The sequence below is a fragment of the Bacteroides parvus genome, assembly GCF_017309675.2.
GTDB classification, from domain to species: domain Bacteria; phylum Bacteroidota; class Bacteroidia; order Bacteroidales; family Bacteroidaceae; genus Bacteroides; species Bacteroides uniformis.
The window spans coordinates 2,631,826-2,648,435 of the sequence record NZ_CP084680.1 but is presented as its reverse complement, the minus strand read 5'-3'; the positions used below and the strand labels follow the sequence as shown (position 1 = coordinate 2,648,435).

At 43.9% G+C, this 16,610-nt stretch carries 14 protein-coding genes; 7 read left to right on the top strand and 7 right to left on the bottom strand.

Annotated elements, in window-relative coordinates; genetic code table 11:
* Window positions 1-10 precede the first annotated feature (10 nt).
* Complete coding sequence (locus tag JXR92_RS10610) at window positions 11-2,968, bottom strand: AsmA family protein (RefSeq protein WP_117601497.1); 2,958 nt, start codon at window positions 2,966-2,968, stop codon at window positions 11-13.
* A 1,053-nt stretch (window positions 2,969-4,021) separates the two neighbouring features.
* Here JXR92_RS10610 and JXR92_RS10605 point away from each other — a divergent pair.
* Both JXR92_RS10605 and JXR92_RS10600 read left to right on the top strand, forming a co-directional pair.
* Entirely contained in the window at window positions 4,022-4,273 is a 252-nt protein-coding gene (locus tag JXR92_RS10605; RefSeq protein ID WP_117601500.1) for a YtxH domain-containing protein, read from the top strand.
* Window positions 4,270-4,797 carry a hypothetical protein gene (locus JXR92_RS10600; protein WP_117601496.1) on the top strand — a complete coding sequence of 176 codons (528 nt, stop codon included), beginning with the start codon at window positions 4,270-4,272 and terminating at the stop codon, window positions 4,795-4,797. The genes JXR92_RS10605 and JXR92_RS10600 overlap by 4 nt, the downstream gene beginning before the upstream one ends.
* A gap of 107 nt (window positions 4,798-4,904) precedes the next feature.
* Here JXR92_RS10600 and JXR92_RS10595 read toward each other — a convergent pair whose 3' ends face one another.
* The 3 genes from JXR92_RS10595 to JXR92_RS10585 form a co-directional block, all read right to left on the bottom strand.
* Window positions 4,905-5,420 (bottom strand): porin family protein, encoded by a 516-nt coding sequence (locus tag JXR92_RS10595; RefSeq protein WP_117589281.1) that lies wholly within the window; start codon window positions 5,418-5,420, stop codon window positions 4,905-4,907.
* A gap of 110 nt (window positions 5,421-5,530) precedes the next feature.
* A complete protein-coding gene (locus JXR92_RS10590; RefSeq protein WP_117601499.1) occupies window positions 5,531-6,169 on the bottom strand; it encodes a porin family protein in 639 nt (212 codons plus the stop codon).
* A gap of 313 nt (window positions 6,170-6,482) precedes the next feature.
* Window positions 6,483-7,331 (bottom strand): mechanosensitive ion channel family protein, encoded by an 849-nt coding sequence (locus tag JXR92_RS10585; RefSeq protein WP_117601494.1) that lies wholly within the window; start codon window positions 7,329-7,331, stop codon window positions 6,483-6,485.
* A 437-nt stretch (window positions 7,332-7,768) separates the two neighbouring features.
* On the opposite strand from JXR92_RS10585, the gene JXR92_RS10580 reads away from it, so the two are divergent.
* From JXR92_RS10580 to JXR92_RS10570, 3 genes are all read left to right on the top strand, one after another.
* Window positions 7,769-8,455: an energy transducer TonB gene (locus JXR92_RS10580; RefSeq protein WP_138346234.1), complete on the top strand. Its 687-nt coding sequence runs from the start codon at window positions 7,769-7,771 to the stop codon at window positions 8,453-8,455.
* A gap of 212 nt (window positions 8,456-8,667) precedes the next feature.
* Entirely contained in the window at window positions 8,668-9,312 is a 645-nt protein-coding gene (pdxH, locus tag JXR92_RS10575) for a pyridoxamine 5'-phosphate oxidase (protein WP_117601492.1), read from the top strand.
* 99 nt (window positions 9,313-9,411) lie between these two features.
* A complete protein-coding gene (locus tag JXR92_RS10570; protein ID WP_138346233.1) occupies window positions 9,412-10,455 on the top strand; it encodes a DUF2776 family protein in 1,044 nt (347 codons plus the stop codon).
* On the opposite strand, the gene pgl is transcribed toward JXR92_RS10570, so the two are convergent.
* The 3 genes from pgl to gnd are packed head-to-tail and all read right to left on the bottom strand — an operon-like array spanning window position 10,448 to window position 14,149.
* On the bottom strand, window positions 10,448-11,164 hold the full coding sequence (gene pgl / locus JXR92_RS10565; RefSeq protein ID WP_117966574.1) for a 6-phosphogluconolactonase: 717 nt from the start codon (window positions 11,162-11,164) through the stop codon (window positions 10,448-10,450). The two genes, JXR92_RS10570 and pgl, sit on opposite strands and share 8 nt — an antisense overlap.
* Window positions 11,161-12,657 carry a glucose-6-phosphate dehydrogenase gene (zwf, locus tag JXR92_RS10560; protein ID WP_138346235.1) on the bottom strand — a complete coding sequence of 499 codons (1,497 nt, stop codon included), beginning with the start codon at window positions 12,655-12,657 and terminating at the stop codon, window positions 11,161-11,163. The genes pgl and zwf overlap by 4 nt, the downstream gene beginning before the upstream one ends.
* Window positions 12,658-12,673: 16 nt before the next feature.
* Window positions 12,674-14,149: a decarboxylating NADP(+)-dependent phosphogluconate dehydrogenase gene (gnd, locus tag JXR92_RS10555; RefSeq protein WP_138346232.1), complete on the bottom strand. Its 1,476-nt coding sequence runs from the start codon at window positions 14,147-14,149 to the stop codon at window positions 12,674-12,676.
* Window positions 14,150-14,277: 128 nt separating this feature from the next.
* On the opposite strand from gnd, the gene JXR92_RS10550 reads away from it, so the two are divergent.
* Both JXR92_RS10550 and gmd read left to right on the top strand, forming a co-directional pair.
* On the top strand, window positions 14,278-15,438 hold the full coding sequence (locus tag JXR92_RS10550; RefSeq protein WP_131226048.1) for a dicarboxylate/amino acid:cation symporter: 1,161 nt from the start codon (window positions 14,278-14,280) through the stop codon (window positions 15,436-15,438).
* Window positions 15,439-15,512: 74 nt separating this feature from the next.
* A complete protein-coding gene (gene gmd / locus JXR92_RS10545; RefSeq protein ID WP_005828049.1) occupies window positions 15,513-16,589 on the top strand; it encodes a GDP-mannose 4,6-dehydratase in 1,077 nt (358 codons plus the stop codon).
* The last annotated feature ends 21 nt before the right edge of the window (window positions 16,590-16,610 follow it).

Genomic DNA, 16,610 nt, shown 5'->3' with positions numbered 1-16,610 from the left:
TTTGTCTATGTTATCTTTTCATTATTTTCTTGAAATCAATTTCAATTTGTCGTCCCATGTTTACTATAGCACTATCCACCTTATGTATTTCTGCCGGTGTAACAGCGTCCTTGTATCTGGCTTTGCCCAACTTGAATTTCATGTCGTCCAAAGTCCCCGATATGTTCAAACCTAATTTGAACGGTACCGGTGATTTCAAGATGGAAATATGATAGTCAAAGTTCATATCCAATCCTTGCGTACCCCCTACCGCCGCTTTGTAACGGTCCATCGAAACTTCAAAAGGATAGATTGTCACTTTACCGTCTCTGATACTAATATTTGCTGAAATACTATCGATTAAATTCTTCTTTTTGTTCTTGAAAAAGAATTTCTTTGAGATTTCAGCGAAAGTCTCACCGTCCATCAGTACAAGACTGTCCCCTTTTACATGAATGGCCGAGCGCAAGGTCGGTATCTTGATGTTAAGGTTGGAATCTAATGCCGCAGCTGCCGCCATATTGAAATCCACAGTTCCTTCGAATGAACGTAACATGGGCACGATTGTATCCAAAGAGGGTGCAAGGTCGACCAACTTTCCTATGTTAATGTTATGCAAGCGGAAATCAAAACCCGCAAATCCTTGTTCCGGACGTTTTGCCTGATAAACAAGCGTAGTGTTCATTTCCGAACCCATACCCTTCATGCTAAGCTCCTTCAGGTACACAGATTGGTTACGAATATCTACGGCCCCGTGGACATCATTGAAGATCACTTTTTCATAAAATACTTGTCGGAAATGGGTTTGCAATTCAAAGTCTAACTTCGGTGGTATGACAAACAATTTGAGATTCGTAGAAATTGTATCTGTTTCTGCCATAATTGTATCCGAGGGAAAGGATATTGAATGTATCAGCTGGTTGCAGTCTAAATGCTCCGACGAAACATTCAGCTTGGCACGTAAAACTTTGTGATGTTTCGCAGCTCCATACAAATCATGGATTACCCCACTTGCCGTAATGTCAGATCTACCTATACGCATGGTAGCGTTACGTAAGGTGACAGTACGGTTTCCCACTGTTACAGCGGTTTTTTGCATATGTATGGGAAGTGCACATTCCGGAATACAGACAGCCATATGATTAAACCCCACGATGCCATCGGGCATCCACAATGAATCACGTATTTTTTCTGCGGTGATTCCTATACCTGCTTTGTTCATTCCAGCTTTGACTCCTCCCATGCGACAAAACAAGGTGTCTGTCTCCATAACAAGTTCTATTTGGGGCTTGCTTGGATTATGTTCCCCCGGCTGTACTTTCAATGTAGCAGAGGATTTTCCGCAAAACAAACCAAGAGAATCCCCTAAAGCAACTTTTAGCTTGTGCATTTCCATTTTACATTCTACCTGAGCCATTCGGGTTGTGTCTTTGGAAGGAATGGTCCTGACGGTAGCCACAAGACTTTTCATATCAGAGTCTAATTGAGGAGAACGGAGAATCATATCCTTGATTTGGGCATGCCCCCCTAACCATTCATTGCCGGCAAAGGCCAAAGATGCGTTACTTATGAACTCAAAATTCCTCTGAGTATCACGTAGCATGAATTTATCAGTCTTGAGTTTTCCTTCAGCCGTGATACGTCCCCAATCCCGCTTCTTTATAGAGGACATACGGCAGCGTACTCCCAAATCGGTTTCCATTTCCCCTTCCATACTGATGCTTTCTTGTAATGGAAAAGCATGCTTCAGCGCATTCAGGTCTATGGTTGATTCAGCATGGAAAGTGATATCGGGATCAGCCAACAGATTCTCTACTTTCATATCAGCCTGTATGCTGGTATTTGCCCCTTTAAAATGGAATGCCTTCAGATTCAGATAGGAGGGGCTATCGTGCATCAGATCTATTTGAGCAAAAAAATCGGCTTCTAATTTGTCTATGCCATAAGGCAATCCGGCATACCGGGCAGAGGCATCCTTAATTTTGATGTCCAATGTGGCCAATGGTAATTTTTGTTTTCCATAGGTTCCTTTCAGCTCTCCTTTGAAAGCAACCTCTCCTTTGACAGATACCTCTTTCTTTTGCAGAATACTTTCTGGAATCATGTGCAATACGGTTTCCAACGAAGGAGCGTGCAACCCATATTGCAGGTCTAAATCAAGGGTTTGGGCTATTGCATCATGACGCAATGTTCCCTTTACCCCTAATTTAGTACCGTTTATATTGATTAGAGCGTCACGCAGAAGGAGAGTGCGATGAACGGCATCCAGTTCAATGTCAGTCCTCAGATGAATGCCGACACGATTAGTTATCAGTTGCCCATTTTGCCAGAAAAGGACATTCTTGTTCTTGAAATCCAAAGCCAATACAGAATGTTCCTTTTTCATGTTTGCCTTCAAGTCCAGATTCATGTCCCATAGATTGGCAAAGATATGTGTGTCTCGGTCATCCATGGTTACCGTAGCATGTTTTATGGCAACCTGTTCGACATTAAGTTCATTCACATGCCTGGCCGTATCTGTTGATGATGAAGCTATATTTGTCGTGTCGGGGAACAAAATGTCCCAATTTGCAGCTCCAGTCCCGTCCTTGTATGCATAGATATTGGCACTGTCTAAGGCAAGCTGATGGATATTTACCTTTTGCTGTTGCAAATAATCCATTACATCAATTACCAATACGGCTTTCTTGAAAGACAATAATGTGTCAGTCCTTTGCCACATGGTGTCACGGATAACCTTTGAAACCAATGTTCCGTCTTTCAGTTTCAATCCGAGCCGTGGAAAGGTGGAAAAGAAAGTAAGTTCTACATCTTTTATATCCAATTTTGCATTCAAATTCTGATTGGCAGTTTTCAATACCACCGGAGTTAACTTTTCAGAAGTAAACACAAAATTCAGAGCAATTGCAATTACTATAAAGGCGGCTATAATCAGCCCTCCTGATATAATGCCGGATATTTTTAAAATTTTTCTAGTTTGTTTTTCCATATCTTGATAAAAAGACACTTGCAAATCTACATATAAAGCATCGATAAATCAGCAGCCGACAATGTCTAAAAGCAAATAAAAAGAGTTTATGATTTTTTTTTCGGAATTAATGAACAGTACTGCATACTTCTCAGAGTAGATAAACACAGATTGATTTTTTATATCTTGCCTCATTAGAAATATAAAGCCTTTAAATAAAGTGTATCCAATCCTCATAGACTAAGCCTGCTTTCATTATTCCCCCAAAGAATAATGAAAGCAGTATTGACTAACTATACAAGATTGCAGCATTCAGTCGAAAACTGTAATCCTCCAAAATGAAAAACATCCCGATGCTTCACAGACCGGGATGCAATACTAAACAAAGAGAGTTTCCGAATGAAAATCAATATGAACAAAATAGCTTTAAACCTTAATGCAACTAATACCTATTGTCTAACCATAACAACTATAAGTTACTGATAAATTTTAGGACATAAATCATAGTACAAAATTGATGCCAAAATATCAGCGCATCGACGTTATTCTCATTTTCAACAACATAAAACAATTTAATTTTTTACTCCAGTGTGGAATTGTGCGGAATATTCCACAATATTGCAGAATCGCTCTACAGTGCCGCAATTGAGAAAGCAATACCTTAACGTATCTGGAGCTTAAATTTAACATTTGCACTATTAAATCGTTAACGAATATATTTACCAGCTAAACCTTGTTATAAGATGGCAATGAAAAGGTTGAAAATTTGCACAGTCCTTGCAAATCCGTACATTTGCAATGTGTTTTTCATAGTATTAGATATAAGGTTAAACTAAGATTGGCTGTCTGGGATAGATAGCCTTTTTTGTATATATTCACAAACAACATTTCAAAGTCAGGTTTATCTCTAATTCATCCGATGATTTGAAAAGACTTCCAGTATAGGATGCATTAACAAACAAGATATTTTACCCCAACATTATGTTCAAAAGCTTTTCCCTAATTTGCTAAAAACAATATTTATTTCTACATTTGGATTTTAACCAATTATATAGTATCACTAAATATAAGGATATGAAAAAGTTATTATTTGTCATGTTGGCATGTACAGCTACACTTGTCTTTGCATCATGCAGAGAGAAAAAGGCTAAAGACAAAGTTAAAGAGCATCTGGAAAATGTAAAGGAATCCGTCGAAGAAAACCTTGAAAAGACACAGAAACAGATTGAAGAAAGGACAGATGATGTAAAGAAGGCTCTGAATGAAGCTGGAGATGAAATTGAAAAAGCAAAAGACAAGAACCCATTTAACTTAGAAACATTATGAAAAAAATTAATTTACTACTGCTTTTCCTCCTATTAGCCTGCACCTTGTCTGCCCAGGATGGTATTTCCATCTTTATTGGCAGAGCCAACCGCTACGCAGCCGTGGAGCTTTCTGATTATAAGAAACGGCTATGTCTGGAATACAACATTTCAAGCCGTTCCTTGGACGATTACTACAAACGCTGTGGAAAAGACTGGGGAAATGTGGGGATTGCACTTGAGGTAGCCAGAACTTCCGGAAAAAAGATGCATGATGTATGCGATTATTACAACCGGTATCAACGTTACGGATGGAACCGTATTCTTGTGGAGATTGGCATAAATCCGGGAAGTGTATATTATACCCCTTTCTATGACAGAGTCCATCACCATAGTGACTGCTGGCATGAATACTATAATTCATACTGTGAGCGCCATGATAAATTTCACCATAAGAAACACAAATATAAAAAACCGAAGAGACACCACAAGAAGCACTATCGATATTACGATGATGATGACGATGATGATGATGATGACGATTGATTTGGCTTTGAAATCCAAGCATTGAAACACTAAAAAAGAGGGGATAAGCATTAAACTATGCCTATCCCCTCTTTTATATCAATGAGATTTCTGTTCCGATATTTTCTTCAAAATCTGTACGCAGCCCCGATGTTGATGACACCCTGATCAAAATCACTGACCAACTGGTACTTAAATTCAAGATTCATGGCCCAATTACGGCTCAATGCAAATTCGGCTCCAACTCCCAAGTTTACACCGAAACGACATTCATTATGATTCCCATCGCCATCCACATGAACATGATCCCCATCCCAGTCAACATCATACATATCAAACATCCAGTTGGACAAAGTCAACCCAAACAGTGGATAAAGCTTGACATTGCTAGCTACCGGACACAGATAATGAAAATTCACGTTCACATCCAGCATGCTTACATTGTCATTTTCAAAAAAATAATTAAGAGAGGGCTCGATACGTATAGGATTGGTTATATTATACTGATACTTGATTCCCAATCCGATACTTTCAATTTCTGTACCATAACCAAGACCGAAACCTATGGCTTGTTTCCCTTTCTGCGCATAAGCACCTACTGACAACAAAAAAAGAGTTCCTAATAAAATGAATAATTTTTTCATACTACACCGTTTTATTTTAAAACAGATAAAATAATTTATAGATTGTCTACAATAAAAAAGTTAAACTATTAATAAAAATATACTCAATCAAGGGATCGTAAGGGAACTATTTAAAATTTATACCCCAGAGTAATACCGATATTCGCATTGTGCGGAGCATCCCCATCCATAATCTTGCAGAAGCCAAGCTGTGTGTCAACCCCCACAAGAATTCGGCCAAACTCTACCCCAAGACCGATGTTCCAACCGGCATCGAACCTATTGTAATTCAAGCCGTCATCACTGAATGTATCGACTTTCTCATCTCCATTGATATTGATACCTCCAACAGATGCCTTGCCATCGAACTTGGCTTTACCACCTACCCCACAGGCAAGATACGGCCCTGTCGCAATGACCAGGTTAGTATTGTCTGCAATATTGAAACGGAATTGTACATTGATGGGCAATTCCAAATAAAGCTGGTTGATCTTCACATCTGCATCCGCATCTACGACGCTACCGCTATATCCACTTGAATATTTCGCACCTTTCTGTGAGAAGAATAGCGAGGGCTGTAAGGAAACAAGGTCGCTGAATTGGTATTCCATTCCCACTCCAATGCGTGCTCCTGGTTTAAATTTGGAATGGTCAGAGTTTTCACCGATGTAACTGCTGAGATTAAGACCGGCCTTTACATTGAAAGACAATTGCGCAAATCCCATCGTGCAGAACAGCGCAAATAGAACAGTCAAGAAACTTTTTTTCATCATAATTACAAATTAAAAAAATATTAGGTTGTTATTCTTGTCAAAACCTTCTACCGCTTTTTTGTCATAAACACCACTAACAGCTATAAAAGCTGAAACAGTTAAAATAATCTTTTTATATCATATCCTAATTAAGAAATACTTGCAAATCTATATATAAAGCTTCAATAAATTAGCAACCGATAATGTTTAAAAGCAAACAAAAGGAGTTTATGATTTCTTTTTCGGAATTAATGAACAGTATAGCATACTTTTCAGAGCAAACATAAAGCTTCAAATTCTTGATAAATGGAAACTGTTATAGATAATAAGCTCAATCTTTTGCGTGATGTAGAGTGAGCTGCGGGAAGGGAAATCCTATTCCTTCTTCATTAAATGTAGTATAAACTATTTCATTGATATCATACAGCACATTCCAGTAGTCCACACTTTTTACCCAGACACGGACTGTAATATCGATGCTGCTTGCACTCAATGAACCTAAGACAATAAGGGGAGCCGGTGTATCCAATATACGGCTGTCTGCATTGATTATGCGCTGTAAAACGGCTCTGACTCTCTTTACATCCTCACCGTATTCAACACCGAATACCCATTCAACACGACGCTTGTCCTGCTTACTGTAATTAGTGACGGCATTACCACTGAGACTTCCATTAGGTACATAAATCATGCGGTTATCAAGAGTGGAAAGTATAGTGTGAAATATCTGTATTTCCTTTATCGTACCACTTACTCCCGGACCGTCTATGTAGTCACCTACTTTAAACGGTTTGAAAATAAGTATAATCAGTCCACCGGCAAAATTTGAGAGATTACCGGACAGCGCCATACCCACAGCTACACCGGCAGATGCGAGTAACGCCGCAAAACTGGTGGTCTCCACACCGAGTTTGCCGATTATGGCAAAAGCAAGAATCATGTTCAGCAGTATCTTTATCAGACTCTTCAAAAAGGTCTGTACACTGGTTTCAATCTTCCGTTTTTCAAGTATCCTGGCTACTAATGCACTTATCTGTTTGATGATGAAACGCCCGATTACATAGATTAAAATAGCGATTAATATATCCTTACCGGCATCCATACCAAAATCCACCAATTTTTCCAATGCCTGTTCAAGTTTACCTCCAGCGGCAGACGTGTTCAATAAAAACAAAATCATTTCCGTATAAATAAAATAAGATTATAAAATAGGGTTAAATTCAGCGTACAAAGATAGTCAAATTCAAATGGCTATCATATATAATCTATATTTATTGCCAGCATCTGATTCCAACCAACATACTAAAGAATTGATACAAAAGCTATAACCGCATTTCAATACTATAAATACAATTTGTTTTTGTGTGAAGCCTTTCTCCATAAGCGAACATTGGAAGCGCTTTTTTGCACCTCAACACTATTTAATTCATAAGCGGAAAAATTATCAAAGCAAATTTAAAAAACTATATATAACCATATATCAAACAACAACATAACATTCATTTTCTTATCTTTAATGCAGAAACAAGTGGGCACGCATGTTTTATGATTTTACTAATCACATCTGTATAATATTAGTTTCGCGACAACCATTATACAGTAATAATCTTATAAATTATGGAAATCAAGAAAACATCCAAAGCAAGCCTGGAAAACAAGAAGTCAAATTGGCTACTTGTAGGTTATGTAATTGTGCTGGTCTTCATGTTCGTTGCATTTGAATGGTCGAAGCGTGATGTTATGATTGACATGAGCGGTGCTATTACCGAGAACGTATTTGAGCAGGAAATTGAAATTCCTATCACGGAGCAACCCGAATTAGCAGCTCCGCCACCCACTCAAGCTCCTGCAATTGCCGAGGTATTGACAATTGTGGATGATAATGACAATGTGAAAGAAACAGCCATTGCCTCTTCCGAAGAAATCGGTGAAGCTGTAATCATCAAACCCATATCTCCAACCGTAGATGAAGAGATTCCGGTAGAGGACGAGATTTTTGAAGTTGTAGAGAAGAATCCTGAGTTTTCTTATAATGGCATGAGTCTGATGCAATATCTGGGTAAGAGCATAAAATACCCGACTATTGCACAAGAAACCGGAACCCAAGGGCGCGTAATAGTACAATTCGTTGTCAACAAAGACGGCAGCATCGTAGATGTAAAAGTAGTAAGAGGCGTAGATCCCTACCTGGATAAAGAAGCTATCCGTGTGATTTCCACCATGCCCAAATGGAAACCCGGTGAGCAACGAGGCAAACCGGTCCGTTGTAAATTCACAGTTCCCGTAATGTTTAAATTGCAATAGCAGACATGCCAGTGTCCACTTCCCACTTGTCTCCATAAAGTAATCTCCAATATCCGGCATCCCGATAGCCACCACAATCGGGATGCCATTTTTTTAAGTATCAACACAACCATTTCCTTCTTCCATATTTTCTTTCCGCAGAGAAACAAAAACATTCAGCCCTCTCAGACTGTTACATAGAAAAACATCATTCTTGATAAAACCACACGATAATGAAATCACAACTCTTTGACATCAGAAGAGAATATAAGAAAGGCAGACTGACGCCGGGTAACCTCAACGACAATCCCCTTGAGCAATTCGACCATTGGCTGAACGATGCTATCCATAGTGATGAGTACGAGCCCACCGCCATGACGGTAGCTACAGCCTCGACAGACGGGCATCCCTCTACACGCACAGTGTTGCTGAAAGGGGTGGAAAATGGCCGGTTCATCTTCTTCACCAACTACGAAAGCAGGAAAGGCCGGCAACTGACTGCAAATCCGTATATATCCTTATCTTTCGTATGGCACAAACTGGAAAGGCAAATACACATTGAAGGAAAAGCTGAAAGATGCGCTCCTGCCGATTCTGACACCTATTTTGCAAGCAGACCTTACAAAAGTAAAATCGGGGCGAGGATTTCACCCCAAAGTCACGTCATTGGCAGCCGTATGGAGATAATGCGCGCGTTCGTCCGCGAAGCGGCAACATGGGTAGGGCAAAGTATCAAACGTCCCGACAACTGGGGAGGTTTTGCCGTCACCCCTTTCCGTTTTGAATTCTGGCAAGGACGGGAAAGCAGGCTACACGACCGTTTCCTCTATTCCCAACAAGCGGATGGCAGCTGGAAAAAGGAGAGGCTGGCTCCCTAAATACGGACAGACAAGCACTTCTCATCACAAATAAATCTTAAAAGGAGGAACAAAGCCGCAGAAACGCTGTTTGAAGGGGAAACTCTAAAAACAACAGTTATGAATTACGGTATCAGTATTCTTTTCAGGGCCATACCCTTGTTGATGGCCCTTTTCTGTTTCGGCTACGGAGCCTTTGTGCTCCACGAAGGAGTGGACTCGGCAAAATTTGTGGCCGGTCCGGTAGTATTTTCCTTAGGGATGATTTGCATTGCCTTGTTCGCCACAGCGGCAACAATCATTAGACAAATTATTCATACCTACAATCCGATAGCCAGATACGCACTTCCGGTTATCGGTTACCTGGCAGCCATACTCACAGTAATCTATGGTTGGAATTATATGCACGAAGCTGCCACGGCAAGCAATTTCGTAGCAGGACACGTGATTTGCGGAGTCGGTTTCATCACAGCTTGTGTAGCTACCACAGCCACAGCCTCCACCCGCTTCACCCTCATTCCCGCCAACTCGGAACGTACCGACCAGCTACAACCTGCCGATGCATTCAATTCCTCCCAGGGATATATCCTAATAGCAGTTGCCACCCTTATGGCAGTAATGGCATGGATATGGGCCTTCTGGCTATTGTCAAAAAGCAGCGGGCACAATGCATATTATGTAGCAGGCCATGTCATGGCAGGACTTGCTTGTATCTGTTCCAGCCTGGTGGCGCTGGTTGCAACCATCGTCCGCCAGATACGCAACAACTATACAAAGGCTGAGCGGAAACGGTGGCCAGCCCTTGTTTTGATAATGGGCAGCATCAGCATTCTCTGGGGACTTCTGGTCTTAGCCAACAGCAATCCGGCACTCTCCTCCACAGGATATATTATGATAGGTCTGGGACTGGTATGCTACAGCATTTCCAGCAAAGTCATCCTGCTTGCCGCCATCTGGCGGAACACTTTCAAGCTGGCCAACCGCATCCCGCTGATTCCGGTCTTCACAGCCCTGGCTTGTCTGTTTCTCTCCGCCTTTCTGTTTGAGATGGCAAACCTGCACAATGCCTATTTTGTACCTGCACGTGTACTGGCTGGTTTGGGAGGCATCTGCTTTACATTATTCTCCATCGTAAGCATTCTGGAGAGCGGCACATCTAAGTAAACATTTTCCCGCCATTGGCCTGAGCATCGAGGAACAATTCCACACGCTCGGCATGGTGGGCCACATAAGCTGCCGGACCGGTATCCCCGGAATCAAGAATATCGCGGACCACATCCGCCTTATTCTTGCCGGTAACAAAGAAAATAAGATTCTTCGCAGCAAACAAAAGGCAGCCGGTCATGGCTATGCGTTTCTGCCCATTATAGGGATTGACACTCACCTCATAAGGATGAAAGGAAGAAAGCAGATACTCCTGCCCCGGAAAGATAGAGGAGGTATGCCCGTCGTCTCCAGCACCGAGCAAAACGACATCGAAGGCCGGGAAGCCACCCCAAAGCGGAACCGTGCGGCAAACCAGCGTCGAATAGTTCTTTGCTTCAATCTCCGGGCGGTTCACTCCATAAATAGGGTAAACGTATTCATCGGGCATGCCTACTTCATCCAACAGCAAACGGCGCATGGTACCATAATTGCTCTCATAATCCTCTGCCGGCACACACCGTTCGTCCACCCAATAAATCCGCATCCGCATCCAAGGAGTCACCTCCTTGTATTCGTTAGCCCAAATGTCAAACATCAGCGAAGGAGTACTTCCCCCACTGAATGCAAAATAAAAGGTCTTTTCCGGTTCACGCTCCATCATCGCAATCAAATGTTCAATCAACGCATGCGCCGTAGCTGTAGCCGAATGGTAAACATAACTTTTCATAACTCGCAATATTCATCTGTATTAGTCAAATTCTTACACGGATTGGTCCACTCAGCACCATGTTCGTGCATCATTGCTTCACTTTCCAAAGGTCCCCACGTACCTACGGGATACCCATATAAAGGAGCATCCGTATGCTCTTTCCAATAACGCAACACGGGATCGAAAAAGCGCCATGAAGCCTCTACCGCGTCACTGCGGGTAAAGAGTGTAGGATCACCTTGTATGCAGTCCTCTATCAGACGGGCATAGGCATCGCCGGTAGGCAACCCGCCCAACTGGTCATAACTGAAGTCCATCATCACCTGCTTCACGTCAAATCCCGGTCCGGGAGTCTTCATGCCGAATTTCAGCACAATGCCTTCATTGGGTTGCAGGCGGAGAATCAGCTTATTCGCGCGGGGACAATGTCCACCCTCGCAACGGAACATCTGATGGGGCGTCTCACGGAAATGTACAACAATCTCAGTCACCTTTGTCGGCATTTGTTTGCCGGTACGGATATAGAAAGGAACACCCTTCCACCGCCAGTTGTTAATACCGATTTTCATGGCAATATACGTTTCGGTACGCGAATTAGGTGCCACGTTCTTCTCTTCCCTATACCCGGCTTTCGAGCCCGAAGCCGTATATTGTCCGCGGACAATGTGTTCCTCCAAATCCTCCTCTTTCAAGGGGGCCAATGACTCATAGACCTTCACCACCTCGTTGCGGAAATTATCGGCATTGAAAACGGCAGGCGGTTCCAATGCAGTGAGCGCCACAAGCTGTATGAGGTGGTTTTGTACCATATCGCGCAGGGCTCCGGCACCTTCATAGAATCCGCCACGTCCTTCGATACCCAAATTCTCTACGGCTGTAATCTCCACATAGTCTATATAATTACGGTTCCATAGCGGTTCGAAGATTCCGTTGGCAAAACGGAAGGCGAGAATGTTCTGCGCCGTTTCCTTACCCAGAAAATGGTCGATGCGATAAATCTGATGCTCCTTGAAAACGGAAGCATAAATGCTATTCAGCTTTCTGGCCGACTCCAAATCGTAACCGAACGGCTTTTCAACGATGATACGCGTATCAGGACGGTTCAGACCGGCCGCCTTCAAGTGCAAGGGAATGACACCGTACAAGGAAGGTGGAGTAGCCAGATAGAACAGCAGGTTGTCCGGTTTCTTCTCACCGGTAAACTCTTGTAAACGTCCGTCCAGCAGATGATAGCCTTCAACCTCGGCAGGGTCCAAAGTCTGGTAATGCAGATGGCTGCAAAAATCCTTCATTTTATCTTCCACCTGCTCTTTGGAAGCTACAAACTTACCCAATTCACCCATTATATATTCTTGGTAACGGGCATCCGTATACTCGGTGCGTCCTATCCCCAGAATGGAGAATCCTTCCGGCAACCGCCCGCCACTATATAAAGTATAGAGCGCCGGCATCAGTTTGCGCTTCGTCAAGTCACCCGAAGCACCGAATATAACAATCACTAATTTCTTCATCATCTTCTCCCCTTTCTCACACATTGTATGTACCCGATTTCGTATCTCCTCCGTGTCCCGTCCAATTTTCATGGAAAAACTGTCCACGCAACTCGTCTGTCCTTTCAAAGGTATGCGCACCAAAATAGTCACGTTGCGCCTGAATCATATTGGCAGGCAACTTGGCAGACACCAGCGAATAGAAATAATTCAAGGCGGACGAGAATGCAGGTACCGGAAGTTCCTCTTTCATGGATTGTGCCACCAGATGTTTCCAGCCGGAAAGCAGCAGCTGCATTTCATTTTTGAAATAAGGTGCCAACAGCAGATGTTTGGGCTTGTCTTTAGCCTCGAAAGCCGTAGCTATGTCGTTCAGGAAAATACTACGGATGATGCAGCCACCCCGCCACATGCGGGCGATGGATGCCAAATCGAGGTTCCAGGCAAAAGCGTCGGATGCACGCTGCAACACAGCAAATCCCTGAGCATATGACACCAATTTGGAAGCATAGAGTGCGGAATAGATATCCTTCACCATCTCCGACTTGTTGTACACTGCCTGCGAGCGTCGGCATACAAATTGCTTGGAAGCCGTTTCACGCAAGCCCTTCTGTGCCGACAAACTACGTTCGAACACAGCCGTAGCAATCAACCCCAGCGGCATGCCCAGCTCCATCGCATTGATAACGGACCACTTGCCCGTACCTTTCTGTCCGGCAGTATCCAATATCTTATCTATCAGGTAACCTTCTGATTTGTCCTTATGACGCAGTATGTTGACGGTAATTTCAATGAGATAGCTACGCAACTTGCCCTCATTCCAATCAGCAAAGATTTCCGCCATCTGTCCATTGTCCAGACCCAGCAGATTCTTCATCACCCAATAAGCTTCGGCAATAAGCTGCATATCTCCATATTCGATACCGTTATGTATCATCTTGACGAAATGACCGGAACCGGCAGGACCAATCCACTGGCAGCACGGAGTACCGTCAGATGCTTTTGCCGCAATACTCTGCAGGATAGGCTTCACCTCAGGCCAGGCACTTTCAGAGCCTCCGGGCATGATAGACGCGCCGTTCAGTGCTCCTTCCTCTCCACCGGAAACTCCGGCTCCCACAAAACGGAAGCCTTTCTTTTCGGCCAATGCCACACGCCGGTTGGTGTCCTCATAATTGGAATTGCCACCGTCAATCAGGATATCCCCTTCGGACAAATGGGGAAACAGCTGTTCCATCAGCTCATCCACCGCACTGCCAGCACGAACCATCATCATTATTTTGCGGGGTATGGCAATGGAAATTACAAATTCGGCTATATCTGTATAGCCTTCAATTTTTTTCCCTTTGGCGCGGCCGTTCACAAAACGTTCCACCACCCCTTCTTCCACTCCCGGAACCGTACGATTATATACCGAAACATTCCATCCCTTATCTGCCATATTGAGGGCCAAATTCTCGCCCATAACTGCCAGACCGATAAGTCCAATGTCTGTTTTATTTAAATTCTTCATATTCATGTAAATTTTGTCTTTATATGGAAACAAAATGCTAACAGCATTTGTTCGTATGAATTACGAAAATAAAATAGTACTTTTGTCAGCGAAAGCCTATTTTTCAACCAGAAAGAAAACCAATGCTCATGAAGAACTTCCACATCGGATTATTGCCACGCATCATCATTGCCATTATCTTAGGTATACTTTTCGGAAATTTCCTACCGGCTTCGCTGGTACGGCTGTTCGTAACCTTCAATGCCATTTTCAGTGAATTCCTGAACTTCTCCATCCCCCTCATCATTGTGGGACTGGTCACGATTGCCATTGCTGACATCGGCAAAGGAGCCGGACGGATGCTGGTCGTTACGGCACTCATTGCTTACGGAGCTACTCTATTCTCCGGTTTTCTCTCCTACTTCACCGGTATGGCGGTATTTCCTTCCCTCATAGAAACCGGGGTACCGTTAGAAAAAGTCAGTGAATCTCAAGGCATTCTTCCCTATTTTTCCGTGGGCATCCCGCCCTTGATGAATGTTATGACCGCACTCGTACTTGCCTTCACACTGGGGCTGGGTCTGGCTCATCTGAAAAGTGAGGTACTGAAAAATGCGGCACGCGATTTTCAAGAGATTGTCATCCGCATGATCAGTGCAGTGATATTGCCGCTGCTTCCCATCTATATTTTCGGCATTTTCCTCAACATGACGCACAGTGGACAAGTATTCGGCATCTTGATGGTCTTTATTAAGATTATCGGTGTAATCTTCCTGCTTCACATCTTTCTCCTGGTATTCCAATACAGCATTGCGGCACTGTTTGTCCGCAAGAACCCTCTCAAACTACTGGGACGGATGATACCTGCCTACTTCACGGCTTTGGGCACTCAATCCAGTGCCGCCACTATCCCCGTAACATTGGAGCAGAGTCGGAAGAACGGCGTCTCTGCCGATATTGCCGGATTCGTCATCCCACTTTGCGCCACCATCCATCTGTCGGGCAGCACATTGAAGATTGTGGCATGCGCCCTGGCACTGATGATAATGCAAGGCATGCCCCATGATTTCCCTCTATTTGCAGGATTCATCTTCATGCTGGGCATCACTATGGTGGCCGCTCCCGGGGTACCGGGAGGCGCCATCATGGCATCACTGGGCATCCTGCAATCCATGCTGGGCTTCGACGAGTCGGCACAAGCGCTGATGATCGCACTATACATAGCGATGGACAGCTTCGGCACTGCCTGCAATGTGACGGGCGACGGGGCAATCGCACTGATTATCGACAAAGTGATGGGAAAGAAATAGTTTATATTTTGCCATCTCGTGGAAAATAACGAATATTGCAGTCCGAAAAGACATAATAACAAAAAGCATACATTATGAAGAAAGCCCTTATCTCCGGCATTACCGGGCAGGACGGCTCGTTCCTTGCCGAATTCCTCCTGCAGAAAGGATATGAAGTGCACGGTATCCTGCGTCGCTCTTCCTCTTTCAACACCGGCCGCATCGAACACCTCTACTTCGATGAGTGGGTACGCGACATGAAACAGAAACGTACCATTAACCTGCACTATGGAGACATGACAGACTCCAGCTCTCTCATCCGTATCATCCAGAGTGTGCAGCCGGACGAAATATATAACCTTGCCGCCCAAAGCCATGTCAAAGTATCCTTCGACGTGCCCGAATATACCGCCGAAACCGATGCCGTAGGCACCCTGCGCATGCTCGAAGCCGTACGCATTCTCGGTATGGAAAAGAAGACACGCATTTACCAGGCCTCCACTTCCGAGCTTTTCGGAAAAGTACAGGAAGTGCCGCAAAGCGAGACAACCCCGTTCTATCCCCGCAGTCCTTATGGCGTAGCCAAACAATATGGCTTTTGGATTACAAAGAACTACCGCGAAAGCTATGGCATGTTTGCTGTAAACGGCATACTCTTCAACCACGAGAGCGAACGCCGAGGTGAAACCTTCGTGACAAGAAAAATCACACTGGCGGCTGCCCGCATCGCCCAAGGCTTCCAGGACAAGCTGTATCTGGGCAATCTGGATGCCCGGCGCGACTGGGGATATGCCAAAGACTACATCGAGTGCATGTGGCTCATCCTGCAGCACGACACCCCCGAAGACTTCGTCATTGCCACCGGAGAAATGCATACCGTACGCGAATTTGCGACACTGGCATTCCGGGAGGTAGGCATCACTCTGCGCTGGGAAGGCCAGGGAGTGGATGAGAAGGGTATCGACACACAGACCGGAAAAGTCCTCGTGGAAGTCGACCCCAAATATTTCCGGCCTGCCGAAGTGGAACAATTGCTGGGCGACCCCACCAAAGCAAAAACACTGCTGGGATGGAATCCGAGGCAGACCAGTTTTGAAGAGTTGGTACGCATCATGGCAGAGCACGACATGAAATTTGTGAAGAAACTGTATTTAAGAAGCAAAGAGCTTTGAATGAACTATTAAACTTTCAGA